Annotated in this window: 19 protein-coding genes; 8 read left to right on the top strand and 11 right to left on the bottom strand. The window is 63.2% G+C overall.

Annotation, left to right across the window (positions count from 1 at the left end; all coding sequences use genetic code 11):
- Positions 1 to 157 precede the first annotated feature (157 nt).
- Positions 158 to 436 carry a hypothetical protein gene (locus CIT26_RS27610; RefSeq protein WP_095495489.1) on the bottom strand — a complete coding sequence of 93 codons (279 nt, stop codon included), beginning with the start codon at positions 434 to 436 and terminating at the stop codon, positions 158 to 160.
- A 200-nt stretch (positions 437 to 636) separates the two neighbouring features.
- On the opposite strand from CIT26_RS27610, the gene typA reads away from it, so the two are divergent.
- Positions 637 to 2466: a translational GTPase TypA gene (typA, locus tag CIT26_RS27605; protein WP_095495488.1), complete on the top strand. Its 1830-nt coding sequence runs from the start codon at positions 637 to 639 to the stop codon at positions 2464 to 2466.
- A gap of 18 nt (positions 2467 to 2484) precedes the next feature.
- On the opposite strand, the gene CIT26_RS27600 is transcribed toward typA, so the two are convergent.
- Positions 2485 to 3153: a DUF1062 domain-containing protein gene (locus CIT26_RS27600; RefSeq protein WP_095495487.1), complete on the bottom strand. Its 669-nt coding sequence runs from the start codon at positions 3151 to 3153 to the stop codon at positions 2485 to 2487.
- Positions 3154 to 3549: 396 nt separating this feature from the next.
- On the opposite strand from CIT26_RS27600, the gene CIT26_RS27595 reads away from it, so the two are divergent.
- Positions 3550 to 4164 carry a LysE family translocator gene (locus CIT26_RS27595; RefSeq protein ID WP_095495486.1) on the top strand — a complete coding sequence of 205 codons (615 nt, stop codon included), beginning with the start codon at positions 3550 to 3552 and terminating at the stop codon, positions 4162 to 4164.
- A gap of 9 nt (positions 4165 to 4173) precedes the next feature.
- Here the strand turns inward: CIT26_RS27595 and CIT26_RS27590 are convergent, their stop codons facing one another.
- From CIT26_RS27590 to CIT26_RS27580, 3 genes are all read right to left on the bottom strand, one after another.
- On the bottom strand, positions 4174 to 4497 hold the full coding sequence (locus CIT26_RS27590) for a YciI family protein (protein WP_095495485.1): 324 nt from the start codon (positions 4495 to 4497) through the stop codon (positions 4174 to 4176).
- A 118-nt stretch (positions 4498 to 4615) separates the two neighbouring features.
- Entirely contained in the window at positions 4616 to 4945 is a 330-nt protein-coding gene (locus CIT26_RS27585; RefSeq protein ID WP_206072821.1) for a hypothetical protein, read from the bottom strand.
- Positions 4946 to 5058: 113 nt separating this feature from the next.
- Positions 5059 to 5622, bottom strand: coding sequence for a peroxidase-related enzyme (locus tag CIT26_RS27580; RefSeq protein WP_095495484.1), 564 nt, complete (start codon positions 5620 to 5622; stop codon positions 5059 to 5061).
- A 135-nt stretch (positions 5623 to 5757) separates the two neighbouring features.
- Here CIT26_RS27580 and CIT26_RS27575 point away from each other — a divergent pair, with 135 nt between their 5' ends.
- Both CIT26_RS27575 and CIT26_RS27570 read left to right on the top strand, forming a co-directional pair.
- Positions 5758 to 10542, top strand: coding sequence for an NAD-glutamate dehydrogenase (locus tag CIT26_RS27575; protein WP_095495483.1), 4785 nt, complete (start codon positions 5758 to 5760; stop codon positions 10540 to 10542).
- 91 nt (positions 10543 to 10633) lie between these two features.
- Positions 10634 to 12013, top strand: coding sequence for an MFS transporter (locus CIT26_RS27570; protein WP_095495482.1), 1380 nt, complete (start codon positions 10634 to 10636; stop codon positions 12011 to 12013).
- Positions 12014 to 12057: 44 nt separating this feature from the next.
- Here CIT26_RS27570 and purH read toward each other — a convergent pair whose 3' ends face one another.
- From purH to htpX, 4 genes are all read right to left on the bottom strand, one after another.
- Positions 12058 to 13674 carry a bifunctional phosphoribosylaminoimidazolecarboxamide formyltransferase/IMP cyclohydrolase gene (gene purH, locus CIT26_RS27565; protein ID WP_095495481.1) on the bottom strand — a complete coding sequence of 539 codons (1617 nt, stop codon included), beginning with the start codon at positions 13672 to 13674 and terminating at the stop codon, positions 12058 to 12060.
- A gap of 231 nt (positions 13675 to 13905) precedes the next feature.
- Positions 13906 to 15630, bottom strand: coding sequence for a heparinase II/III family protein (locus tag CIT26_RS27560; protein ID WP_095495480.1), 1725 nt, complete (start codon positions 15628 to 15630; stop codon positions 13906 to 13908).
- Between the two features lie 138 nt (positions 15631 to 15768).
- Entirely contained in the window at positions 15769 to 17103 is a 1335-nt protein-coding gene (locus CIT26_RS27555; protein ID WP_167391547.1) for an RsmB/NOP family class I SAM-dependent RNA methyltransferase, read from the bottom strand.
- Positions 17104 to 17153: 50 nt separating this feature from the next.
- On the bottom strand, positions 17154 to 18170 hold the full coding sequence (htpX, locus tag CIT26_RS27550) for a zinc metalloprotease HtpX (RefSeq protein WP_095495478.1): 1017 nt from the start codon (positions 18168 to 18170) through the stop codon (positions 17154 to 17156).
- A gap of 124 nt (positions 18171 to 18294) precedes the next feature.
- Between htpX and CIT26_RS27545 the strand changes: the two genes are divergently transcribed.
- Positions 18295 to 18534 carry a DUF1674 domain-containing protein gene (locus tag CIT26_RS27545; RefSeq protein ID WP_095495477.1) on the top strand — a complete coding sequence of 80 codons (240 nt, stop codon included), beginning with the start codon at positions 18295 to 18297 and terminating at the stop codon, positions 18532 to 18534.
- A 142-nt stretch (positions 18535 to 18676) separates the two neighbouring features.
- Here the strand turns inward: CIT26_RS27545 and CIT26_RS27540 are convergent, their stop codons facing one another.
- On the bottom strand, positions 18677 to 19342 hold the full coding sequence (locus CIT26_RS27540) for an HAD-IA family hydrolase (protein WP_095495476.1): 666 nt from the start codon (positions 19340 to 19342) through the stop codon (positions 18677 to 18679).
- Positions 19343 to 19515: 173 nt separating this feature from the next.
- On the opposite strand from CIT26_RS27540, the gene CIT26_RS27535 reads away from it, so the two are divergent.
- The 3 genes from CIT26_RS27535 to CIT26_RS27525 all read left to right on the top strand — a co-directional run bounded on the left by CIT26_RS27535 (position 19516) and on the right by CIT26_RS27525 (position 23791).
- The gene (locus CIT26_RS27535) at positions 19516 to 20385 is read left to right on the top strand and encodes a transglutaminase-like domain-containing protein (RefSeq protein WP_095495475.1); all 870 of its coding nucleotides are present in this window, start codon (positions 19516 to 19518) and stop codon (positions 20383 to 20385) included.
- Positions 20386 to 20728: 343 nt separating this feature from the next.
- Positions 20729 to 22090: a pilus assembly protein gene (locus CIT26_RS27530; protein WP_095495474.1), complete on the top strand. Its 1362-nt coding sequence runs from the start codon at positions 20729 to 20731 to the stop codon at positions 22088 to 22090.
- Between the two features lie 432 nt (positions 22091 to 22522).
- Complete coding sequence (locus tag CIT26_RS27525) at positions 22523 to 23791, top strand: SAM-dependent methyltransferase (protein ID WP_095495473.1); 1269 nt, start codon at positions 22523 to 22525, stop codon at positions 23789 to 23791.
- A gap of 59 nt (positions 23792 to 23850) precedes the next feature.
- Here the strand turns inward: CIT26_RS27525 and acs are convergent, their stop codons facing one another.
- Entirely contained in the window at positions 23851 to 25806 is a 1956-nt protein-coding gene (gene acs / locus CIT26_RS27520; RefSeq protein ID WP_095495773.1) for an acetate--CoA ligase, read from the bottom strand.
- Positions 25807 to 25835: the final 29 nt, after the last annotated feature.

Below are 25835 nucleotides of genomic sequence, written 5' to 3'. Positions count from 1 at the left end.
CGCGAACGTTGCAGAAGGAGAGCCGACATTTCGCGCAGCGGGCTTCTCCCCGTTTACGGGGAGAAGGTGCCGGCAGGCGGATGAGGGGCCGCGCCGGCGTTGGCAAGATTTCAGGAAGGGCCGATCCGATCTTTTCAACAATGTGCCGAAAGCAGCCCTAATCTGGATAGCAAACGGTGGGAATTTTGGGCCAAACAGCGCTGTCGCAGTTGGCAGCCTCCTGCCTCTGCTTGAAGGCGGCACTAACCGGCCCGGTCACCACCGGGTCGACGCCATCGGGAGCATCGGCAAACAACTGCTCCGCCGTTCGTGTGTCGGACGGCAGGGCAGGCCGTGTGTCCTTCAACGACGCGGCCGATTGTGCCGCGCCTGCCGCAAGGAGGACGGCGAGGGCAGCCCATGCGATTGGCCGGTATTTGATGCCCGTATTGCTCATGAAATTTGAACTGTCCCGACCGCGAAAGGTTCCGCTTTGGTTAATAACTCCATTTCACACCAAGACGCTTAAGATTTGGTGACCATGTATTTGGTGGCACGCCTCCTCTTTCGCAATTGCGAAAAACCCTGTATGAGCCGCCCAACCGAAAGAGGCAGCGCCTTTTGGCCTGCTGCCTGCAACGCTCCCGAGACCACAACATGAAAATTCGTAATATCGCGATCATCGCGCACGTCGACCATGGAAAAACCACCCTCGTCGACCAGCTCCTGAAACAGTCCGGCTCGTTCCGCGACAACCAGCGCGTTGCCGAACGCGCCATGGATTCGAACGACTTGGAAAAGGAACGCGGCATCACCATCCTGGCCAAGGCGACTTCGGTCGACTGGAAGGACACCCGCATCAACATCGTCGACACTCCCGGCCACGCCGATTTCGGCGGTGAAGTCGAGCGCATCCTGTCGATGGTGGATTCGGCCATCGTGCTGGTCGACGCCGCCGAAGGGCCGATGCCACAGACCAAGTTTGTCGTCGGCAAGGCGCTCAAGGTCGGATTGAAGCCGATCGTCGTCATCAACAAGATCGACCGGCCGGATGCCCGCCACGTCGAGGTGGTCAACGAAGTGTTCGACCTGTTTGCGGCGCTCGATGCGACCGACGAGCAGCTCGACTTCCCGATCCTTTACGGCTCGGGCCGCGACGGCTGGGTCTCGGAAAACCCCGAAGGTCCGAAGGACCAGGGTCTGGCGCCGCTGTTCGATCTCGTCATCAAGCATGTGCCGGCGCCGACCGTCCATCCCGGCCCGTTCCGGATGATCGGCACCATCCTGGAAGCCAATCCGTTCCTTGGCCGCATCATCACCGGCCGCATCGAATCCGGCACGCTGAAATCCAACCAGGCGGTCAAGGTGCTGCATCATGACGGCACCCAGGTCGAAACCGGCCGCATCTCGAAGATCCTGGCTTTCCGCGGGCTCGAGCGCCAGCCGATCGACGAGGCGCAGGCGGGCGACATCGTCGCCATTGCCGGCCTGTCGAAGGGCACTGTCGCCGACACGTTCTGCGACGCGTCGGTGACCGAGCCGCTGCATGCGCAGCCGATCGATCCGCCGACCGTGACGATGTCGTTCCTCGTCAACGATAGCCCGCTGGCCGGCACCGAGGGCGACAAGGTGACCAGCCGTGTCATTCGCGACCGCCTGCTGCGCGAGGCCGAAGGCAATGTCGCGCTGAAGATCGAGGAATCGCCGGACAAGGACTCGTTCTTCGTCTCCGGCCGCGGCGAATTGCAGCTTGCCGTTCTGATCGAGACGATGCGCCGCGAAGGTTTTGAGATCGCCGTGTCGCGTCCGCGCGTCGTCATGCAGCAGGGCGAAAACGGCGAATTGCTCGAGCCGGTCGAGGAAGTCGTTATCGACGTCGACGAGGAGCATGCCGGCGTCGTCGTGCAGAAGATGTCGGAGCGCAAGGCCGAGATGGTCGAATTGCGCCCGTCAGGCGGCAACCGCCAGCGCATCGTTTTCCACGCTCCGACGCGCGGCCTGATCGGCTACCAGTCGGAACTGCTGACCGACACGCGCGGCACCGCTGTCATGAATCGGCTGTTCCATGCCTACGAACCCTATAAGGGTGAGCTGCCGGGCCGCACCAACGGCGTGCTGATCTCCAACGAACAGGGTGAATCGGTGGCTTATGCCATGTGGAACCTGGAAGACCGAGGTCCGATGGTCATCGATCCGGGCGTCAAGGTCTATCAGGGCATGATCATCGGCATCCATTCACGCGACAACGACCTCGAAGTGAACGTGCTGAAGGGCAAGAAGCTGACCAACATCCGCGCCGCCGGCAAGGACGAGGCGGTGAAGCTGACGCCGCCGATCCGCATGACGCTGGAACGCGCGCTGGCCTGGATCCAGGACGACGAACTGGTCGAGGTGACGCCGAAGACCATCCGGCTGCGCAAGCTCTATCTCGATCCGAACGAGCGCAAGCGTTTTGAGAAGTCGGCCAAAGTGGTCGGCGCCGCGTAAGCCTTTTCTTCTCAGCGGTTATGAGGGAGGGAGCACGCGCGTGCTCCCTCCCTTTTTACTTTGCCCGCCGGCAGCCGCGATAATGCCGTCGCGATCGGGCTCACCGGCCAGATCGATGCGGATCGCCGTTCCCGCTCGGGCCGGCTTGCGCAAGGCTTTGGCCCCGTCCGGACCAACGACCAGCGATCGCTTCTCTGCCCAGGCCTGAAGCCGCGATCGCGAGATGCCGAGTTCGCTGGCGAGCAACCGGTCGAGCCGCAGCGCTGTCGGCACCTCAAGCCCGAGCTGGAGCTCGAGAGCGGCGATGTTTTCCGGCCTGTCGCCGAGCATCTCCTTGTGGACGGCGGCTTCGGGAAATTCCTCGACGCGTCCGATCCTGCTTCGCAGTGCGACAACATCGAATGCATGGCGCCGCGCCAGGGCCGGGTCGTTGCTTTCGAGTGCCTGCAGCAACGCAGGCTCGATCTCGCGGCGGTTGCACCGCTCCAGAATGCCGAAATTCCAGGAATTGTCGCAATCGATGCATCGGTAGATCAGCCACGCGTCGATGCGTTTGCCGTTGGCGTTGACGCGGAATTTCCCGCGGCAGTGGTAAGGCTTCAGGCCGCCGCAGCGATTGCAGTTGATGTGAGGTCGAGGTGCGGTTTTGGGCGCGATCGCCCAGCGGATACGCAGTATAGAAGACATGCCGAAAAGCCCTTCCCGTCGGGAAGTTCGTCAGATCGGCGATGTCGAGATGCCCATGCGGGCACGGCGTGGCGAGAGGCTGCGGTGGTCGGAAATCAGGTGTCGCGGGGGATTGTGCGCGACAGCGGTTCAGCAGTGCCAAACCGGTCTCGAACCGCCACCCTGAGGAACACATGATATGAAACAGACGTCGCGAAAAGCGGCGCCATGCATTGTGTCGGGGGAGTTGACGAGACCGGCGGTTACGTAGGCAAAGTGAAGCTCGAAATTGTGTCGGGATGGAAGTTCTAGCCGCGAGGTGTCGAGCCGGTAAGCCTCTTCCTTGATCGGTGCTACCGCCGGTGGAACACTTGCGCTACAATCGAGCGATCAACGTCCCGAGCAAAGATCCCGGTCATGCACTTCACCTCGCTTCTGATCTTCGCCGCCGCCCTTTTCGTCGCCGCTGGCTCGCCCGGCCCCTCGATCGCCGCTCTGGTGGCGCGGGTCATCGCAAAGGGCTTTCGCGACGTATTCCCATTCCTGCTCGCCATGTGGATCGGCGAGGGCATCTGGCTGTCACTGGCGGTGTTCGGGCTGGCGGTGGTGGCGCAGACCTTCCATCTCGCCTTCGTCGTGCTGAAATGGGTCGGCGTCGCCTATCTCGCCTACCTCGCCTGGAAGATGTGGACGGCCCCGGTCGAGGCGCGCGAGGGCGAGATGCCGCGCGAGGAGTCGGCCGTCAAACTGTTCTTTGCCGGCATGGCGGTGACGCTCGGCAATCCCAAGATCATGATGTTCTACCTGGCGCTGCTGCCGACCATCATCGATCTCGCCTCGGTGACGGTCGTCGGCTGGATCGAGCTGACGCTGACCATGGCCGTGGTTCTGGTCGCCATCGATCTGGCCTGGGTGCTTGCGGCAGCGCAGGCGCGAAAACTGCTGAAGAGCAAGCGGGCGATGAAGATCGCCAACCGTGTCAGCGCCGGCACCATGGCCGGCGCCGCAGCGGCGATCGCGGCTCGATCCTGAGCCGGTGCGTCAACCCATTTCGATTATCGGCGCGATCTCGACACTGAAACCCGGGTCCTTCAGGATAGGACAGTCCTTGGCCTTATCGACGGCATCGTCGATATCTTTCGCTTCGATGATTGTGTAACCGGCGGTCGGATTGCTGCCGCCATTGTTCTCGACCTTACCGCCGGGCAGCACGGTCTTCGACATGCCGACCGGATTGCCACCGTCGACCACGGCCGCGCCAAGCTTGCCGTACCATCCGTTCCAGGCATCCATCGCTGCTTGCCGTTCGGCCTCCTCGGTCGGCATCTTGCCCGAGCCGTGATACACATAGAGAAATTTCGCCATGTTCTCCTCCGTTGATCGGCGGCATCAACCGGCATGCGGTCACGCCGCAGAGCGATCATCGGACCAAACCGGCAAAGACGCAACGAGAATGAGCGACAACTAATATTCGACGTAGTCACTAGACGTTGTCCAATAGGATCATGCTATCCAAAGTGCCCACCTTCCAACCGGCGAAACATCCCAATACGCCACAAGCCGAGCATCGATACCCGACATAAAGCCAGCGAACGCCACCACGTGCTGGATAAATAGAAAACCCGACGCCGACATTTGCGACTTCGGATTCGCATTCGATGCACACCAGGCGTTCCGGCTCGGATTCGTCCCAGTAGTCCTGACTGTCGCAGATAAAATGTTCGGTCGCACAGACCGTGGATGTTCGCCGCGCCACGCCTTCATCGTCAGGCATCAAGGAGAAACGACGTCGATCCGCATCCGCATCGGGCAAGCCGGAACTCGTCGACTTCAGCTCCTTCGGAGGCGTAGGCTTTCAGGAATTCCGCAATATCGCTCGGCTCGCTGCCCACCCACCACTTGCGCGACGTGTCTACTGTCATCCCGTCACCTTGCCATCGCGTGGTATTCATCGTTCGGCCGCATGTCGACCGCCGCCGCCACCCGGTTCGACATGTTGAAGAAGGCGGCGGTCGAGGCGATGTCCCAGATGTCGCGATCCGAAAAGCCGGCCTCACGCAGCGCTGCACGATCGGCCTCGACGATCTTGTCCGGCTGCTCGGTCAGCTTCACCGCGAATTCAAGCATCGGCTTCTGTCTCGCGGAAAGGTCGGCGGCGCGGAAGTTCATCACCATCATCTCGCCAAAGGCCGGGTCGCCGGAAAGCTGGCGCACCGCCGCGCCATGGGCGGCGAGGCAATAATAGCAATGATTGATGGAGGAGACGGCGACCGCGATCATCTCGCGCTCCAGCTTCGACAGGCCGGATTGGCCCAGCATCAGATCGTTGTACATATCGGTGAAGGCACGCAGCTTCGTCTCGTCGAAAGCGTAGGCCAAAAGCACATTGGGAACGAGGCCGAGCTTCTCCTCGCATTTGGCGAAATAGGCCTTCGTCGCTTCGCTCAGTTCCGCGGGCGCGAGGTCAAGTGCGGTGATCTTGTCTTTCATGGCGGATTTTCTCCTCATTTTCGGTGACCCACCGGCGAATCCCGACATTTCGTCGCAAGCGGTCAAACCTTTGTCGCCAAATATCGGTCATCTGCTACCATAGTCGCAAAACATATGACGGGAGGGATTAGCGACATGGCCGGCCTGAAATCTGCAAGCCAGTTGAAAAAGATGAGCACGGCCAAGGGCAGCGAGAAACCCGGCAGGCTTGCCGATTACCTGCTGGCCCGTGCGCCGGCCGAAGATGTCGCCGCCTATGAGGTCACCGCCCTCGAACGCGCAGCCGATCTCGCCGGACGCGCCGTCGCCAGGCACAAGAAGGGCGATTGCGTCGTCGCCATAGAGGTCGATTCCGGTGTCGTCCGCCAGGGCAGGCCGATGACGGTGATCACCGTCGTCAACGACAACATGCCGTTCCTGTTCGATTCCATCCTCGGCGAGATCACCGAGAGCGCCGGCGAACCGCTGCTGGTTACTCACCCGGTCATCGTCGTCAGGCACGGCAAGAGCGGCGTCGACGAAATCCTCGGCGATGGCGGCTTTGCCAAGGGCGATCACAGTCATGAGCGGCTGAGCGTCATCCACGTCCATATCGCCCGTCTTTCGGCCGATCAGGCCGACGCATTGGCCGAGCGGCTGAAGAAAATATTAGGCCAGGTGCGCGCCGCTGTCACCGACTGGAAGCCGATGCTGGCCCGCCTCGACCAGGCAATCTCGGAGTTCCGCTACGCTCCGGTGCCGCTCGACAAGGCCCATGTCACTGAAGCGATCGCCTTTCTCGAATGGCTGCGCGACGACAATTTCACCTTCCTCGGCATGCGCGAGTTCAAATACACCGGCGGCGAGAAGAGCGGCATGCTGGAGCGCACCGACAAGCCCGGCCTCGGCATCCTCTCCGATCCCGACGTGCTGGTGCTGCGGCGCGGCACCGAAGCGGTGTCGACGACGCCGGAAATCCGCGCCTTCCTGCACGGGCCGGAACCGCTGATCGTCACCAAGGCCAATGCCAAATCGTCGGTGCACCGCCGCATCTATCTCGATTACATCGGCGTCAAGACGTACACCGCCAAGGGCGTGCTTGCCGGCGAGCTGCGCATTGTCGGCCTGTTCACCTCGACTGCCTACACGCGCTCGGTGATGAAGATCCCTTATCTCAGGTCGAAAGCCGAAACCATCATCGCCAAATCCGGTTTCAACCCTGAAGATCACTCCGGCAAGGCACTGATCAACGTGCTGGAGAGCTATCCGCGCGACGAGCTGTTCCAGGTTCCGGTGCCGATCCTGCGCAAGCACGCCGAAGCCATTTTGGGGCTGATCGAGCGGCCGCGCGTCAGAGCGCTGGTGCGCGCCGATCAGTTCGACCGCTTCGTCTCGATCCTCGTCTTCGTGCCGCGCGACCGCTACGACAGCGTCGTACGCGAGAAGATCGGCACCTATCTGAAGACGGTGTTCCAAGGCCGGCTGTCGGCCTACTACCCCGCCTTTCCGGAAGGCGGGCTGGCTCGTGTCCATTTCATCATCGGCCGTTCCGGCGGCAGGACGCCGAAGGTCGACCAGGCGACGATCGAGGCAGCGATCCGCGCCATCGTGCGGACCTGGGACGACATTTTGCGCGAGACCGCGGCCGAGACCGGCGCCGATGCGGCGCTCACGGCGATCGCCTCGCGCTTCTCGGGAAGCTATCGCGACAGCTTCTCGCCGGCGGAGGCGTTGGCCGATGCCGGACGCATCGCCAAGATCAGCGCGGCCAATCCGATCGCCATCGACTACTACCGTCATGCCAACCAGGAACCGCATCAGGCGGCGCTGAAGATCTATCACCATGGCAGCCCGGTGGCGCTGTCGCGGCGGGTGCCGGTGCTGGAGAACATCGGTTTCCGCGTGATCAGCGAGCGCACCTTCGAGGTCGGCGACGAGGCTTCCGGCATGGTCTTCATCCATGACATGGAGCTCGAAAACAGCTACGGCAAGCCGATCGACCTTGGCGACCGCGGCGCGCTGTTCGAGGACGCGTTTCTTTCCGTCTGGCGCGGCGACATCGACAATGACGGCTATAACGGCCTTGCCCAGACCGCCGGGCTGTGGTCGAGCGAGGTCACCATCCTGCGTGCCTATGGCCGCTATCTGCAGCAGGCCGGGATCCCGCAGAGCCAGGATTTCCTTGCCGCCGCGCTCAACCGCTATCCGGAGATAGCGCGTGGCCTGCATGAGCTGTTCGTCGCCCGCCTCGGACCGACGGCGGAGACGGAAGGGGTGGTCGCGGCCAAGCACCTCAAGGCCAAGATCAGGGATGCGTTGGAAGAGGTTCCCAACATCGATGACGATACCATCATCCGTCGTTACCTCAACCTGATCGAAGCCTCGCTACGCTCCAATCATTTCGTTGCCGATACGAAGGAGAAGGGCCAGTCGCTGGCGATCAAGCTCGACTCGCAGGCGGTCGACGGTCTGCCGGCGCCGCGGCCGTGGCGGGAGATCTTCGTCTACGGTTCCGAGGTCGAGGGCGTGCATCTGCGCTTCGGCCCGGTCGCCCGCGGCGGCCTGCGCTGGTCGGACCGCGCCCAGGACTACCGCACCGAGGTGCTCGGCCTGGTCAAGGCGCAGCAGGTCAAGAACGCGGTGATCGTGCCGGTCGGCGCCAAGGGCGGCTTCTATCCGAAGAAGCTGCCGATGGGCGCCGGCCGCGACGCCATCTTCGAAGCCGGCGCGTCTGCCTACAAGAATTACGTCTCCAGCCTGTTGTCGATCACCGACAATATCGGCCTGGACAGCGTCATTCCGCCAGCCGGTGTGATCAGGCGTGACCAGGACGATCCCTATTTCGTCGTTGCCGCCGACAAAGGCACGGCGACCTTCTCCGACACCGCCAACGCCATCAGCGAGAAGCATGGCTTCTGGCTCGACGACGCTTTCGCCAGCGGCGGCTCGGCCGGCTACGACCATAAGAAGATGGGCATCACCGCCAAGGGCGCCTGGGAAGCAGTCAAGCGGCATTTCCGCGAGATGAACCGCGATATCCAGACCACGCCCTTCACCGTCGTCGGTGTTGGCGACATGTCAGGCGACGTGTTCGGCAACGGCATGCTGCTGTCCGAGCAGACCCGGCTGATCGCCGCCTTCGACCATCGCGACATCTTCATCGATCCCGCTCCAGACATGGCGGCTTCGATGGCCGAGCGCCGGCGCATGTTCGCCCTCGCCCGTTCGAGCTGGCAGGACTACGACAAGACAAAACTGTCCGAAGGCGGCGTCATCGTCTCGCGCAGCCAGAAGTCGATCACGCTGCCGCCGGCCGCGGCCGCGGCGATCGGCCTCGGCAAGACGACCGCCTCGCCGGTCGAGATCATGAATGCCATCCTCAAGGCGCCGGTCGACCTTTTATGGTTCGGCGGCATCGGCACGTATCTCAGGGCATCGACGGAAACCAACCAGGATGTCGGCGACCGCGCCAACGATGCTATTCGGGTAACCGCGCTCGAAGTGCGAGCCAAAGTCATCGGCGAAGGCGCCAATCTCGGCGTGACGCAGCGGGCCCGCATCGAGTTCGGGCTGAATGGCGGGCGCTGCAATTCCGACGCCATCGACAATTCGGGTGGCGTCAACTGCTCCGATGTCGAGGTCAACATCAAGATCGCGCTGGCTTCCGCCATGCGCAAGGGGGCGCTGACCCGCCCAGCGCGCAACAAGCTTCTTGCCGAGATGACCGACGAGGTGAGCGCGCTGGTGCTGTCCAACAATTACGAGCAGACGCTGGCGCTGTCCCTTGCCCGCAAGCGCTGCCTTGCCGACATCGCCCATCAGAGCCGTTTCATGGCAGCGCTCGAGGCGCGCGGCCTGCTCGACCGCAATGTCGAAGCTCTGCCGTCGCCGGCAGCCCTTGCCGAGCGCGAGGCGCGCGGCGAGCCGTTGACCAGGGCCGAGCTCGGCGTGCTGTTGGCCTATGCCAAGATCGTGCTGTTTTCCGACATCGTCGCCAGCGACGTGCCGGACGATCCGCATTTCGACCGTGACCTGATGGGCTATTTTCCGGACCGTATGGCGAAGAAATACGCGGCCGAGATCCATGGCCATCGCCTGCGCCGCGAAATCATCGCCCGTGTCGTCGCCAACGATCTGGTTAATCGCGGCGGCCCATCCTTCGTCAACAGGCTGCAGGAAGCGACCGGCCGCAGCGCGGCCGACGTGGTCCGGACCTTCGCCGTGGTTCGCGACGGGTTTGGGTTGCCAGCGCTCTATCGCCAGATCGACGCGCTCGACAACCAGATCGACGGACAGGTGCAGCTCGACCTCTATCAGACCGTTAGCCGGCTCACCTATGTGGCCACAGGCTGGTATCTCAAGAACGATACCAGCACCGCACCGCTCGGCCAACGGATCGCCGAGTTGCTGGACGCGCGCAAGGCACTGGAGCCGAAGCTCGTTTCGCTGCTGCCGACCTTCTCGCGCGAGCGGATCGAGGAGCGGCGGCATGGTCTGTCCAAGGGTGGCGCGCCCGAAAAGCTGGCAGAACAGCTGGCGCTGACCGATGTGGCGGGCGTCGTCCCTGACATTGCGCTGACGGCCCGAACGGCGAATGCCGACATCGTCGTCGCTGCGAAGGCGTTTTTCGCGGTCAGCGATGCCTTCCGTATTCCGCGCGTCGAGGACGCGGCGCGCGGAATCGCGCCGTCCGACTACTACGATCAATTGGCTCTTTCCCGCGCCACCGATACAATCGGCGCGGCCAGGCGCGGCATCGCGGTGGCGGCGCTCACCGGCCATGCCAAGGCGGCGGACCCGGTGGCGGCGTGGCTGGAGGCCGGCGGCGAGAGGGTCGGGCGCATCCGCGAGCGGCTGCAGGCGCTGACCGAGGGCGGCGACATCACCGTGTCGCGGCTGTCGGTGGCATCGGGGCTGATCAGCGACCTGACGGCGCTGTGACGGTTTTCCACATCGCGCGGGATTGCCGGCAAGAACTGCGCTATAGAGCGAAGCGGTTTCCTGGTTCGGGGTACCGTTCGTGGGAGGGCATATGGCCGAAATAGCAGTGCAGCGGACGTCGGGACGCGGCATCTGGGGATGGATGCTGTTCGACTGGGCGGCACAGCCGCTCTTCACGGTCATCACCACTTTTATCTTCGGCCCCTATTTCGTCTCGCGTATGGCAAGCGATCCAGTCATGGGCCAGGCAGCCTGGGGCTATGGCATTGCCGCCGCTGGACTAGTCATAGCTGTGCTGTCGCCGATCCTCGGCTCGATCGCCGACCAGACCGGCCCGCGCAAACCTTGGATCGGCTTTTTCGCAGTGATCCAGATCGCCAGCCTGTGCATGCTGTGGTTCGCCGCCCCCGGTTCGAACGTTTTCCTGGTCGTGCTGTTCTTCTCGCTGGCTTCGGTAGCGGCGGAATTCTCGACGGTGTTCAACGATTCGATGATGCCGCGCCTGATGCCGAAGAGCGAGATCGGCCGCATCTCCAACATCGCGATGGGCCTTGGCTATCTCGGCGGCATGATCGCGCTGATCTTCGTGGTCTTATTCATGGCCGGTTCGCCGGAAACCGGCAAGACGATCCTCGGCCTCGACCCGGTCCTCGGGCTCGATCCGAAACTCGGCGAGGACGCGCGGGCGACAGGGCCCCTGTCGGCGGCCTGGTATCTCCTGTTCATCCTGCCAATGTTCTTTTTCACACCGGATGCGGTGAAGGGCATTCCCCTTGGCCCGGCGGTGCGCGAGGGGCTGTCGGAACTTAAATCGACGCTGGCTGAAGTGCGCCAGCGCAGCGGCATCTTCCGCTTTCTCGTCGCCCGCATGATCTATCAAGACGGCGTCATTGCGTTGCTTACGCTGGGCGGTGCCTTTGCGGCGGCGATGTTCCACTGGTCGATCACCGAGATCGGCCTGTTCGGTATCATCCTCAATGTCGTTGCCATCATCGGCTGTCTGGTTGCCGCCCGTCTCGACACGGTGCTCGGCTCCAAGGGTGTGGTCATGATCGCGCTTGTCATGTTGTCGGTCGCTACTATCGGCATCGTCTCGACCGGGCCAGGCTTCACGCTGTTCGGAGCGCTGCCGCTGTCCACCGTCGATTCGGGCGGCATGTTCGGCACGGCGGCGGAAAAGGCCTACATTCTTTACGGCTTGCTGATCGGACTGGCCTTCGGACCGGTGCAGGCGTCGTCACGCTCCTACATGGCGCGCAGCGTCACCCCAGCCGAGTCGGGACGCTATTTCGGCATCTATGCGCTGGCCGGACGGGCTACGAGTTTCCTCGCCCCATTCATGGTGGCGACCATCACCGCCGCCAGCGGATCGGCGCGCCTCGGCATGGCGGCTATCATCCTGTTCCTGGCTATCGGCATGGCGATCCTGATCCGCACGCCTTATCCGGCGGACAATCGGCAGGCGGAGTAGCCTCTTCCTTCCTTCTCCCACAAGAAGGGGAGAAGGATAACTGATCAATGCCTGAAATGCCTCACGCCGGTAAATACCATGGCGATGCCGTGGGCGTCGGCGGCGGCGATGACATCGTCGTCGCGCATCGAGCCGCCCGGCTGGATGACGGCGGTAGCACCGGCTTCGATCGCAGACAAAAGCCCGTCGGCGAAGGGAAAGAACGCGTCGGACGCGACAACAGAACCCTTGGTCAGTGGCACGGCCAGACCGGCAGCCTCGGCCGCGTCGAGCGCCTTGCGCGCAGCGATGCGTGAGGAATCGACCCGGCTCATCTGGCCGGCGCCGATGCCGACCGTAGCGCCATCTCTGACATAGACGATGGCGTTCGACTTGACGTGCTTGGCGATGCGAAAAGCGAATTTGAGATCGGCCATCTCGGCAGGCGTCGGCGCGCGCCTGGTCACCACTTTCAGGTCGAGGTCATCGACCACCGCGTTGTCACGGCCCTGGACGAGCAATCCGCCGGAAACGGATTTGACGGTGGTACCGGCGGCGCGCGGATCGGGCAGGCCGCCGGTGACCAGCAGACGCAGGTTCTTCTTGACGGCGACGATGCGGATAGCTTCTTCCGAGGCGCCCGGCGCGATGATGACCTCGGTGAAGGTTTTGACGATCTCCTCTGCGGCCTCGGCATCGAGGATCCGGTTCATCGCGACAATGCCGCCAAAGGCCGACACCGGATCGCAGGCAAGCGCCTTGGCGTAGGCCGCCTTCAGCGAGGCGCCTTCGGCGACCCCGCACGGGTTGGCATGCTTGATGATGGCGACGGCGGCGGAGCGGGCCGGATCGAACTCGCCGACCAGTTCGAAGGCGGCGTCGGTGTCGTTGATGTTGTTGTAGGAAAGCTGCTTGCCCTGAAGCTGGCGCGCCGTCGCGACGCCCGGCCGCTTGTCGCCGTCGACGTAGAAGCCGGCGCTTTGGTGCGGGTTCTCGCCGTAGCGCATCACCTGGTCCAGCCTGCCGCCGAAGGCGCGCCAGGTGGGATGCTCGATCTCCAGCGCTTCGGCGAACCAGCCGGAAATCGCCGCATCATAGGTGGCGGTGCGGGCGAAGGCCTTGGCCGCCAGCTTCTTGCGGAAATCCAGCGAGAGCGAGCCGAAATTCATCTCCAGTGCGTTGAGCACCGAGGCATAGTCCTCGGGATCGGTGACGATGGCGACATAGGCGTGGTTCTTGGCCGAGGCGCGGATCATCGCCGGGCCGCCTATGTCGATGTTCTCGACGATCGAGGCGTAAGCGGCGCCGGAGCGGCGGACATCCTCGAAAGGGTAGAGATTGGAGACGACGAGATCGATAGGCTCGATGCCATGATCGCGCATCGCCGCGGCGTGTTCGGGATCGTCGCGCACGCCGAGCAGCGCGCCATGCACGGACGGATGCAGCGTCTTGACGCGGCCGTCCATGATCTCGGGAAAGCCGGTAAGATCGGAGACATCGCGCACGACCATGCCTGCCTCAGCGATCGCCTTTGCCGTGCCGCCGGTGGAGACCAGCTCGACACCGGCCGCGGCCAGCGCCCTGGCGAAATCGATGAGCCCGGTCTTGTCGAAAACGGAAATCAGCGCGCGACGAACGGGAACGAGGTCGGGCGCGGGAATGTTCTTGGCGGCGACGGCCATGGGCTGGCGGCCTTTCACGGCTGGTTGGGAAAGTGTCCGCGCGCCGTAGCACATGAGGCCTGGAAATCAAGCCGTTTGAGCGACGTGCGTCCACTTGGACGCACAGAGTACGCTCTAACACTTTTTGATCTACGCATCGTGCTTTCCGAAAATCGATTCCGATTTTCGGGCCGATGCGCTACAGCATCCTTTGCTCCAGGCCCGGACCATTCGCCGCTGCCAACTGCAGTCTCAGCTTTTTGCCGAATGACCGGCGATGGCCGTCCGCGTCAGTTGCCAGTGGACTTCGGAAACCTCCGATGCCCTAAAGGCCAGCACGATCTGTCGGCTGCGGCGCGGGCCGCCAAGGCCAGCGAAATAGATGGATTCCTCGACCTCGGGCGCCACCTCGGCGCAGGTGAACACCCATGTGTCGGCCTGTTCGGCGGTCAGCACCAGGCGGCCGTGCTCGTCCTGGAGCAGGCCTATGGCGGGATGGATATGGAAGCGCACCGTGACGAAATCGCGGCCGTTGTTGCGGATCGCAGCATTGCCCGGCCGCAGAAAGCGATCCCTGCCGGCGAGCACATTGCCGTTCGTCGACAATTTCAGCTCGCGCTCATGCAGCAGGCCGAAGCGCGCGACATAGCCGTCGTGACGGGCCAGAAAACCCTGGCTACCCTGCTGGTCGGTGCGCTTGCAAGGCACATGCTGCGGGCCGCCGATCAACGGCGTGCCGAGCAGATCGTTGACGCGCAGCGAATGGCTGAAACGCGCCGAGGAAGTGTCGTTGAGGGTGGCGGTCGAGTGGGCGGCCGTGGCGCGGGCAAGCGGCCGAAATTCGGCGGCGCCATAGGTGTCGACGCCGGCATTGACGACATAATGCTGGCGGCCGGAGGACAATTCGAAAGCCAGGCATCCGGCGTGCGCCGCGTTGGAGACGTCGATTGGGGGCGGCGGGCCGGTATCGGCGATCACGGTGACGCCGCCCATTGAGAGGCGCTCGTAGCCTGAATGCGGCGCGTGCAGCAACGGCGCGCCGGCGGTGTCGTCGTGGCGCAGAATGGTGGCGATGCGGTCGTGGATGGTCGCGCCCATGCCATTGAAGCGGGCGACGCTGCCGTCCTGGTGGCGAAAGAAGCGCAGCGCCGGCAGCATACGGTCGATGGCGCCCATCAGCGCCGCCGGCGGAGTTTCGGCTTGATTGGCATAGGTCTGGCGCAGCGGCAGAAGGTCGGCGAGGATTTCAAGAACGGTTATCGGATTGCGGGAAACATGGCCGCCATCCGGCAGAATCTGGCGATCGAGCTCATCGGCGAGGTTGCGGGTCGCACCGCGCAGCGCCGATGCCGGCGCTGGCAGCGACAGAGCGGCAAAAGCCAGCGCGATGCGGGCGCGCAGCCTGTCCTTGCCGTTCGGCATCTCGCGTGCCATCGCCCTGAGATAGCGGATCTGCATGGCAAGCGATTTCAGGAAGGCCCGGTAGAAGGGAAATTCAGCGCCCTGCAGCACCACCGAGGAATGCTGCAGCCAGGCAATGACGCGCTTGGCCGTCGTGCCAGGCTCCCAGGCGACACCGGCAATATTGCTGCCATGCATGGCGATCCAGTCGGAGACCAGCGCCCGGGCATTGGCGGCGGCAAGCTCGGTGCCGGCGGCGCGCATATGGCGCAGCCAGCGAAAGCCGTGCAGGGCCTTTTGCCAGCCGGGATTGGACACGGCGATCTGGAAGGGCGACTTGCCGCCGGTCTCGACCATATGTCCCGACAGCGGATAGCGGCCATAGTAGATCTCGAGCGCAATCTGCGGGTCGGCCAGGCGCAGGTCTGGCGGAGCGATCAACACGCGTTCCGGCGTCCGGCCGGAGTAGCGCCAGCGATAGAGCGGCCCGGCACGCAGGCGCCGGCGCGTCTTGCGCCAGAACTCCTTCGCGACAAGCGTCCATAGACGCGTCGTGCTGCCGGCAGCGATCGCCAAAAGCCCTCCTCATACCCCTCAACCCAAAGACAAGTTATATGATTCAAGAACTTATGCGAAGGCGAATTCCATGGAGGCCTTGGCGTTCAGCCTGTTTTCCGCAGGATTCTTGCTAAAATACTCGACAAATTTTCAGCGTTAGCCGGCTCTGCGCATGCGGGCGGCGAAGAAGCCGTCCAGGCCGGACCGTTCCGGTGAGCCGAGCTCGAGATCGGCGGGCGTGGTGCGCAGCGTGCCTTGCGGCGTCAGGAAGGGATCGATGCCGGCGATCTCGCCCGGGCGGACCGGGTCGTCGACGATATCAGCCGTCCCGGCGAGGAAGGCGCGGTGAAGCGCCTCGCCTTCGAGCGGGTCGAGCGAACAGTTGGAAAAGACGACGCGCCCGCCGGGCTTGACCAGAGTGACGGCGCGGGCGAGCAGCCTTCGCTGCAGATCGGCGAGCTTTTCGATGTCCGCCGTCGTCTTCGTCCAGGGCACGTCGGGGTGCCGCCGCACCGTGCCGGTCGAAGAGCACGGTGCATCGAGAAGAACGGCGTCGAACAGTTGTTCCGGCTCGTATTTGAGCAGATCGGCCTGGACGATCTCTGCGGACAGACCGAGCCGTTCGAGATTCTGCGAGAGCCGCGCCAATCGGCTCTTCGAGGTATCGACGGCGGTGACCTTGGCGCCGCCGAGAATGAGCTGAGCGGTCTTGCCGCCAGGGGCGGCGCAGAGGTCGGCGACGCGCAAACCTCTGATGTCGCCGAAGAGCCGGGCCGGAAGGCTGGCGGCGGCATCCTGAACCCACCAGGCGCCGTCTTCGAATCCGGGCAGTTCGGTAACGGAGGCGCTGAGCTTTTCCACGCGCACCGTGCCGGTCGGCAGCACGATGCCGCCGAGCCGCTCGGCCCACAGCGCAGGATCTGACTTGACGGTGAAATCGACCGGCGCCTCGTGCCGATGGGCCGCGAGAATTTGCCTGGCCTTGTCGACGCCATAGGCGGCTTTCAGGCGGTCGGAAAACCATCTCGGCGCTTCGTCGGTGGCGGCAAGCGCCGCAGCCATCTCGGCCTGCTTGGACCGCGCCAGCGTGCGCAGCACGCCGTTGACGAGACCGGAGAAGCGCACTGTGCGCGGATCGGACTTGGCGTGGGTCACGGCAAGGTCGACGGCGGCGCTGTCGGGAATGTCCAGGAACAGGATCTGCGCCGCCGCCACATGCAGAATGTGCGAAAGCACGGTGGCATTGTGCGGCAACGGCTTTTCCAGGCGGCGGGCCAGCAACCCAGATATGGTCACGCGGAAGCGCAGCGCAGTGACCAGTATGGCGCGCACCAGCGCCCGGTCGCGCAGGTCGAGCGCCTTGTACTGCGGATGGCCGTTCTCGTGGTCGGTCAGCCCGTCAAGCGGCGTTTTGGCATCGATGACGGCGGCGAGCAGCCGGGCAGCCGCCTTGCGCGCGGCGAGACCGGCAACGGGCTCGCCGGGGCTCATTGCATTGTCTTCACGATCGCCTGAAGTTCCGTGTCGGCGCGTCGCGCCACTCACGACCACGGGCCTTTGGATGATCCGGTCGGATTGCGGCCCCAGGGATTGGATTTCGGCCTGGCCGGTTCAGCCGGCTGCTCAGCTTTCTCCCACGGGCCCGATGGCCGCTGTTCGTCGGCCTGCCGCGGCATCGGCGTTTGCGGCCGCGCGGAGGCGGATGCGCCACCGGCCATGTCCTGCGCCATCGCTTGCAGGGCGGCGATGCGGTTGTCGGTGCTCGGGTGGGTGGAAAACAGGCTGTCCATGCGCTCGCCGGAAAGAGGATTGATGATGAAGAGGTGGGCGGTCGCCGGATTGCGTTCGGCATCCGGGTTGCGGATGCGTTCGGCGCCACGGGCGATCTTGTCAAGGGCCGAGGCAAGCCAAAGCGGCTGTCCACAGATCTCGGCGCCGCGCCGGTCGGCCTCGTATTCGCGGGTACGGCTGATCGCCATCTGCACGATCATGGCGGCAAACGGCGCTACAATCATCGCCACCAGCACACCGATAATACCGAGAGAATTGTTGTTGTCGCGGTTGCCGCCGAAAAAGAAGGCGAAATTGCCGAGCATCGAGATCGCGCCGGCAAGCGTGGCGACGATTGTCATGGTCAGCGTGTCGCGGTGCTGCACATGGGCGAGTTCATGCGCCATGACAGCCGCGACCTCTTCGTGCGATAGTTGCTGCAGCAATCCGGTGGTGGCGGCGACCGCAGCATTCTGCGGGTTGCGGCCGGTGGCGAAGGCGTTGGGCTGCGGGTTGTCGATCAGATAGGTTTTCGGCATCGGCAGCCCGGCCTGCCTGGCGAGGCTCTGCACGATGGCGTAATATTCCGGCGCGTTCCTTTCGTCGACCTCGACGGCGCGGTTCATCGCCAGCACCATCTTGTCGGCGTTCCAATAGCTGAACAGGTTCATGGCGGCGGCAATCAGCAAGGCGATCACCATGCCGCCCGATCCGCCGATCAGATAGCCGACGCCCATGAACAGCGCGGTCATCGCTGCCAAAAGCATGGCGGTGCGAAGTGTGTTCATTGTCTGCTCCGTTTCTGCCGGCGCTGCGTAAAAGGGGTCGATCCCTGTCGGCTCATCGCTATATGATGGGAAACGTGTGGCCCTGTTTCAATCCGGGCCCGTTTCAATCGGCCGGGAATATCGCATGATCGACGAAGCCAGTAAAACAGGCGAAATCAGTGAAACAACTGCCGGTCCCGGCCACGATGCGCCGCAAAAGACGCTGACGCCGGCAGCCCGCCGCGCTTTGGCGGAAGCGGAAGCACGGCGCGAACACTATCGCCAGCAGGAAGCCGCGATGCCCCAGGAGATCGGCGGCCGTGGCGGCAAGGAGCCCGGCCGCTATGGCGACTGGGAAGTGAAGGGCTTGACCAGCGATTTCTAAGGGTATGTTGATATCCAGGTGATGCCGGCCTGCGAATAGCGGATTCCTGCGCTTCCGGTACTCACGGACCTGAAAGTCCGCTCCGTTCCGGCTCTCGGAACCGACTATTCTCGGCTCGGCCTGACCTGAATCTCAACATACCTTAAGCCGCAGCCCGCTCCGCCGCGAGGACAATCCAACCGCGGTCGTCGACCGTGATGCCTAGCCCGGCATAAGAGGCGATCGCAGCATGCGGCGTTTGCAACGGATGCTGGTGGGTGGCGCTGATCACCACGACCGTAGCTCCTGCGGCCTCGGCCGCCGATATGCCGGCGGGCGCATCTTCGAAAACGAGGCAGTCGCGCGCATCGACGCCCAGCCGCTCGGCCGCCAGTCGGAAGCAATCCGGCGCCGGCTTGCCGCGGGAAACGTCCTCGGCCGCGATAAGGATGGCGGGAAGCGGGATGCCGGCGGCGGCGATGCGCAGGAGAGCCAGCTCGCGCGGCGCCGAAGTGACGATGGCCCAACGCTCGGGCGGCAGCGACGCCAGAAATGCCGCTGCGCCGGCGATCGGAAGGATGCCGTCGATATCGGCCGCCTCGGCCTGCAGAAGCGCATCGGCTTCGCGCATCGGGTCGACGCCTGGAAGCGCCAGCCGCGCGATTGTCTCAATTGCCCGCACGCCGTGGATCGTCGGCAGGAATGCGGCAACGTCGAGACCTTGCCGTCGTGCCCAATCTGCCCAGACCCTTTCTGCCGCGGCAATCGAATTGACCACCGTTCCGTCCATGTCGAACAGGAAGGCTGCGAATTTTTTGCCTGCGAACATCTGCTATCCTGGGGGTTGTTTCGGAGGGACCAAAAGCCTGTCGATCGACCGTAACGTCGCGTCGGCTGCATGGGAAGGCGCGAGATCGCCTTTTCGACAATACCACGGAACCACAGCGAGCCGTCTCGCGTTGACCCAACTGTCTTCCACGATGCTCAAAAGGGGGAACCGCGATGCTGATTCGGCTCGGCTATGAAATCGCCATTGACTGCGCTGGAGCCACCCCGGTGATTTCGCTGCTCGAGATCCACAAGGAGCGCCAAGCCGACATCAAGCGGCAGACGCGCGTGCTGACCTCGCCTTCCGTCCCAACCAGGCTCTATCACGATCTTTATGGCAACACCTGCCGCCGCTTTACGGCGCCTGACGGCGGCTTTCGCATTCTTTACGATGCCGTTGTCGAGGACAGTGGCGAGACCGACGAGGTCAACACGCTGGCCAGGGAAGTGCCGGTGGCAGAGTTGCCCGACGATGTGCTCTGCTATCTGCTCGGCAGCCGCTATTGCGAGACCGATCATCTCAGTGGTCTGGCCTGGCAGCTTTTCGGCCCTGTTCCACCTGGCTGGCCGCGGGTGCAGGCGATCGTCGACTATGTCCACAACCGTCTGTCGTTCGGTTACGGCTATGCGCGCCCAACCCGCACGGCGGCTCAGGCGCATGAGGAGCGCGTCGGCGTCTGCCGCGACTTCGCTCATCTGGCGATCACGCTCTGCCGCTGCATGAACATTCCCGCCCGCTACGCAAACGGCTATCTCGGCGACATCGGCGTGCCGGTCGACCCGGCACCGATGGATTTTTCGGCGTGGCTGGAAGTGTTCCTCGACGGCAAATGGTACACGTTCGATCCCCGCCATAACATGCCGAGGATCGGCCGGGTCGTCATCGCGCGCGGTCGCGACGCGACCGACGTGCCGCTGCTGCACAGTTTCGGCCCGCACCGGCTCAGCCTATTCAAGGTCTGGACCTACGAGCAGGAAAGCAATCTGTTCAACCCGCCCCATCGCGGCGTCGACAGGACCGCCAGCGCGCAGATGCTGGCATAAGCTCAGGCGCGAACGGCGTGCGTCCCGCCGTTGCGATCATCCGGGCTGTCCTACTGATCCGATGCGCCTGATCCGATCCGGCACAGAACCCCTGTGCCGGATCGGGATCGAGTTCTTGTGCTCCACGGCAGACAGCGGGATCATGGTAAGCGCTTCGTAAACGAAACTGCCGCAGCGGCTTGTCGTTTACCGGCTGTTCACCTTCCCGCATTTTCGAAACCAAGCAGAAACAACGGTTTGACAATGAGCCGGTAGCTGTTGGTCGCTTCGCGGCGCCATCCGGCCGGAATCCTGCAATGCGCCTTCACACGGCTTTGAGGTCGTGGCGAATGGAGGCGGAAGCATGCGGCATTTTGGGGGTCTTTTTCACGCAATCGGCAGCGTTGCCGGGGATCGCAGCGGAAATTTAGCGGTTCCGTTCGGCATGGTTGCGTCGGTGCTGGCGCTGGGCGTCGGCTTTGCCGTCAACGTTTCCCAACTCTACAACGCCAAGTCCAGCTTGCAAGGCGTGATAGACGCGGCGGTGACCTCGACGGCACGCGACCTGACCACCGGCGTCATCAAGGAGGCCGATGCCAACAAGTCGGTGCAGGCGTTTCTCGATGCCAACAGCCGAGCGGGCATCCTGCAGGCTGATCGGATCGTCCTTGACAAATTGACCATCGACAGGACCGCCAAGACGGTTCAGGCGGACGTCCATGTCGATCTCGGCCTTTATTTTCCGCTTTTCAGCATAGGTGACATGAAGCGCGTTGCCGCATCGACGACAGCGCTCTATTCGGACAAGACGATCGAAGTGGCGATGATGCTCGACGTCACAGGGTCGATGGCCGGCCAGAAAATCATCGACCTGAGGACGGCCGCAGCGAACGCGGTCGACAGCTTCCTGAACGGCCAGGACTCCTCCAACCCCCGGGTGCGTGTCTCCATCGTGCCCTACGCCAATTCGGTGAATGCCGGCGCGCTTGCCGCCAGCAGCGTCTATGGCGAAACCTCGACCAGCCAGCGCAAGCAGGCGCCAGGCAATAGCGCCGTACAGTACGTCTCCGGCTTAACGCGTCCGGACAATTGCGCCACCGAGCGCAAGGGCACCTATCAATATTCGGACGTAGGTCCCGACATCAGCATGGTCAATCGCGATTACCTGTTGTCGTCCTTCGCCTGGCGGACCGGCACGGCTGCCTGCCCGGCTGCCGCGTTGAAGCCGCTGACGGCGGACGCCGCGGCGCTCAAGAACGTCATCAAGAACTTTGTCGCATCGGGCGGCACCGCGGGCCATATCGGCGTGCAGTGGACCTGGTACATGCTTTCGGAAAATTGGGGCAGCGTGATGAATGCTTCGCAGCGGCCGGCCAAGGCGGATCCGAACAAGGTCGCCAAAATCGCGATCCTGATGACCGACGGCGAGTTCAACCTATCCTATTTCGATGCCGGCACTGTCGGTGAGGTCTACAATGATGCCGGCAAGGAACCGACCCGCACGGCAGCCAAGACCCTCTGTACCGCCATGCGCGACAAGGGCATCGAAATCTTCACCATCGGTTTCGATCTCAGCGAGGAGAATGCCCAGGCGACCCTGCAGAATTGCGCGAGCCCGGATACCGGCAAGATCAAGCACTTCTATCACGCCGCGAACGGGACGGAACTCAACCAGGCTTTCCAGGACATAGCGCGCAACATCGAAAGCCTGGCATTGACCAAATAGGGGCGTTGACCAGACAGGATCCGGACAAGGAAAAGGCCGCCGCTTCTTTCGAAGCCGGCGGCCTTCCGTGTTTCCGTCCATGGCGCGGCTCATGGCGGCGACGTGACTTAAAGTGCTGGAGCGTCCTTTGCGCGTCCAAAGGACGCGCGGCGCTCCAGGCGTCGCCAGCCGCGCATCTCGCGCCTTAACGGGAAGACTGCTTCCCGAAAGTGCAATCCGCTGAGGCCACGTTCTGGAAAACGAAATCACTCGACATCGGATCACCTCCTTTCGATTTGTTGAAGATGCCCTCATGATGGGGTGTCGATCCGCAAATGGCAAGGCGCCGTGGTGAAAATGCGGTGCGCGTTTGCCGCTAACTGCTTGCGGCTATCCAATCGGACAGGCAAAGTCGCTGTCGGACCGCCAGCGGGCTGAGCAGGGAGGACGGGGATGGAGGCAGCCGACAGAGCCGCACGGATCGTTCGAATGGTTATCGAGACGTTGAAGCCGGGTTTCGCGGTCAAGCTGTGGAACGGCGAGCGGATCGGCCCCGCCACCGGCCCCGTGGTCACCATCAACGACCAGGACATCGTCTGGCAGGTGATGCGCCGGCCCAACCTCTCGACGCTGATCGAAATGTGGATTTCCAAGACCATCGACGTGGAAGGCGGATCGCTGTTCGATTTCTACGCTCTGCCTGCGCACGGCAAGCTCAGGACGAAGCTCAAGTCGTTGCCCAAGCTCGCGGTCCTGCGCGACCTGCCGGCCGTGCTGTTTTCGAGAAAACAGATGACGGCGCGGACCGACCTTTCCGGGCGCAACCCCTTCGTCAGCGGCTCGAACAGGCAAGCGATCCAGCACCACTACGACATTTCGAACGCCTTCTACCGGCTCTTCCTCGACGAACGCATGGTCTATAGCTGCGGCTATTTCACCGATTTCGCCAACGGCATCGACCAGGCGCAGAAGGACAAGCTCGACCATATCTGCCGCAAGCTCCGGCTGAAGCCGGGCGAAAGGCTGCTCGACATCGGCTGCGGTTGGGGAGCCATGCTCATCCATGCCGCGAAAAATTACGGCGTCGTCGGCCACGGCGTATCGCTGTCGGAAGCCCAGACTCAGCTCGCCCGCGAGCGCATCCGCGCTGAGGGGCTGGAGGACCGCATCACCATCGAGATAAAATCCTACGCCGAGCTGTCCGGCTCCTTCGACAAGATATCGTCGATCGGCATGTTCGAGCATCTGGGGCTCGCCAACCACGCCGCCTATTTCTCGACCATCCATCGGCTGCTCAAACCGGGCGGCATCTATCTGCACCACGCCATCACCCGGCGCGACAAGGGCAGCATCAAGAAGACGTTGCGCAAGGGCCCGGAATTCAAGGCGCTAATCAAATACATCTTTCCCGGCGGTGAGCTCGATACGATCGGCATGACGCTCGGTAATCTCGAAGCGCACGGCTTCCTCGTCTACGATGTCGAGAATTTGCGAGAGCACTACGCCCGCACCTGCCGTTTGTGGGCCGAGCGTCTCCACGCACGCTTCGACGAGGCGATCGCCGAGGTCGGCGAAGCCAAGGCGCGCCTCTGGCTGCTTTATCTCACCGGCTGTTCGATCACTTTCGAACGCGCCTCGGCGCAGATTTTCCAAACCGTCGTCACCAAGCGCGCGCGGGGCCCGAGCGGCCTGCCGCCGACGCGGGCGGATCTTTATCGGTAGCGCGGGGACAAGCGGATCTCATCCAATTGGATTTCTGCCGACCGTCGATCGGAAGTCTCTTATGCCCTCTTGTTCTGCCGGTTGGCGACGAGGTCGTCGACGACCGCCGGGTCGGCCAGGGTCGAGGTGTCGCCGAGTGCGGCAAAATCGTCCTCTGCGATCTTGCGCAGGATGCGCCGCATGATCTTGCCGGAACGGGTTTTCGGCAGGCCGGGAGCGAACTGGATCTTGTCGGGCGTGGCGATGGCGCCGATGTCCTTACGGACATGGGCGACGAGTTCCTTGCGCAACTCCTCGTCCGGCTTCTCGCCGGCCATCAATGTGACGTAGCAGTAGATGCCCTGGCCCTTGATGTCGTGCGGATAGCCGACGACGGCGGCTTCCGAGACTTTCTCGTGCGAAACCAGCGCGGATTCGACCTCGGCCGTGCCCATGCGGTGACCGGAAACGTTGATGACGTCGTCGACGCGGCCGGTGATCCAGTAGTAGCCATCGGCGTCGCGGCGGCAGCCGTCGCCGGTAAAATACTTGCCCTTGTAGGTGGAAAAATAGGTCTGCACGAAGCGCTCGTGGTCGCCATAGACGGTGCGCATCTGGCCCGGCCACGAATCGGTGATGCAGAGGCTGCCGCTTGCAACACCTTCCAGCACCTTGCCGTCGCCGTCGACAAGTTGCGGCTTGACGCCGAAGAACGGCCGCGTCGCGGAACCTGCCTTCAGGTCGGTGGCGCCGGGCAGCGGCGTGATCAGGATGCCGCCGGTCTCTGTCTGCCACCAGGTGTCGACGATCGGCACCTTGCCGTTGCCGACGACGTTGAAATACCACTCCCAGGCTTCTGGGTTGATCGGCTCGCCGACCGTGCCGAGCACGCGCAGCGATTTGCGCGACGTCTTGGTGACATGGCTGTCGCCGGCGCCCATCAAGGCGCGCAACGCCGTTGGCGCGGTGTAGAAGATGTTGACCTTGTGCTTGTCGATGACCTCCCAGAAGCGGGATTGCGACGGATAGTTAGGTACGCCTTCGAACATCAGCGTGGTGGCGCCGTTGGCGAGCGGCCCGTAGACGATATAGCTGTGGCCGGTGACCCAGCCGACATCGGCGGTGCACCAGTAGATGTCGCCGTCATGGTAGTCGAAGACATATTGGTGGGTCATCGAGACATAGACGAGATAGCCGGCCGTGGTGTGCAGCACGCCCTTCGGCTTGCCGGTTGAACCCGAGGTGTAAAGGATGAACAGCGGGTCCTCGGCCTTCATCTTCTCCGGCTTGCACTCCGCCTTAACCGTCGCGACCTCGTCGTGGTACCAGACGTCGCGTCCGGCCACCCAGCCGGTCTTACCGCCGGTGCGGCGCACGACGACGACCTTTTCGACTTTCGTTCCGGCGTTGGCGGCGATCTCGATCGCCTTGTCGGTGTTGTCCTTCAGCGGGATCGGCTTGCCGCCGCGCAGGCCCTCGTCGGCGGTGATGACGAAGGTCGATTTGCAGTCGTCGATGCGACCGGCTAGGGCGTCCGGTGAGAAGCCGCCGAAGACCACCGAGTGGATGGCGCCGATCCGCGTGCAGGCGAGCATCGCATAGGCCGTTTCGGGAATCATCGGCATGTAGATGGTGACGCGGTCGCCCTTCTTGACGCCGTGCTTCTTCATCACATTGGCGAGCCGGCAGACATGCGCGTAGAGCTCGTTATAGGTGATCTTCCTGTCGTCGTAGGGGTTGTCGCCCTCCCAGATGATGGCGGTCTGGTCGCCGCGCTTCTTCAGATGCCGGTCGATGCAATTCCAGGAAACATTGGTCTCGCCGTCCTCGAACCATTTGATCGAGACCTTGCCGTCGAAGGCGGTGTTCTTGACCTTGCTGTAGGGCTTGAACCAGTCGATGCGCTTGCCGTGCTTGCCCCAGAACTTGTCCGGGTTCTTCACGCTGTCGGTGTACCATTTCAAATAGGTGTCATTGTCGATCAGCGCATTCTTCTTCCACGCCGGCTGGACGCGATGGACATGATCCTCGGACATATTTTCACTTTCCTCCCGAAACCAGGCGC

The sequence above is a fragment of the Mesorhizobium temperatum genome, from assembly GCF_002284575.1.
GTDB classification, from domain to species: Bacteria; Pseudomonadota; Alphaproteobacteria; order Rhizobiales; family Rhizobiaceae; genus Mesorhizobium; species Mesorhizobium temperatum.
This window is presented reverse-complemented; position numbering and strand designations above follow the sequence as displayed.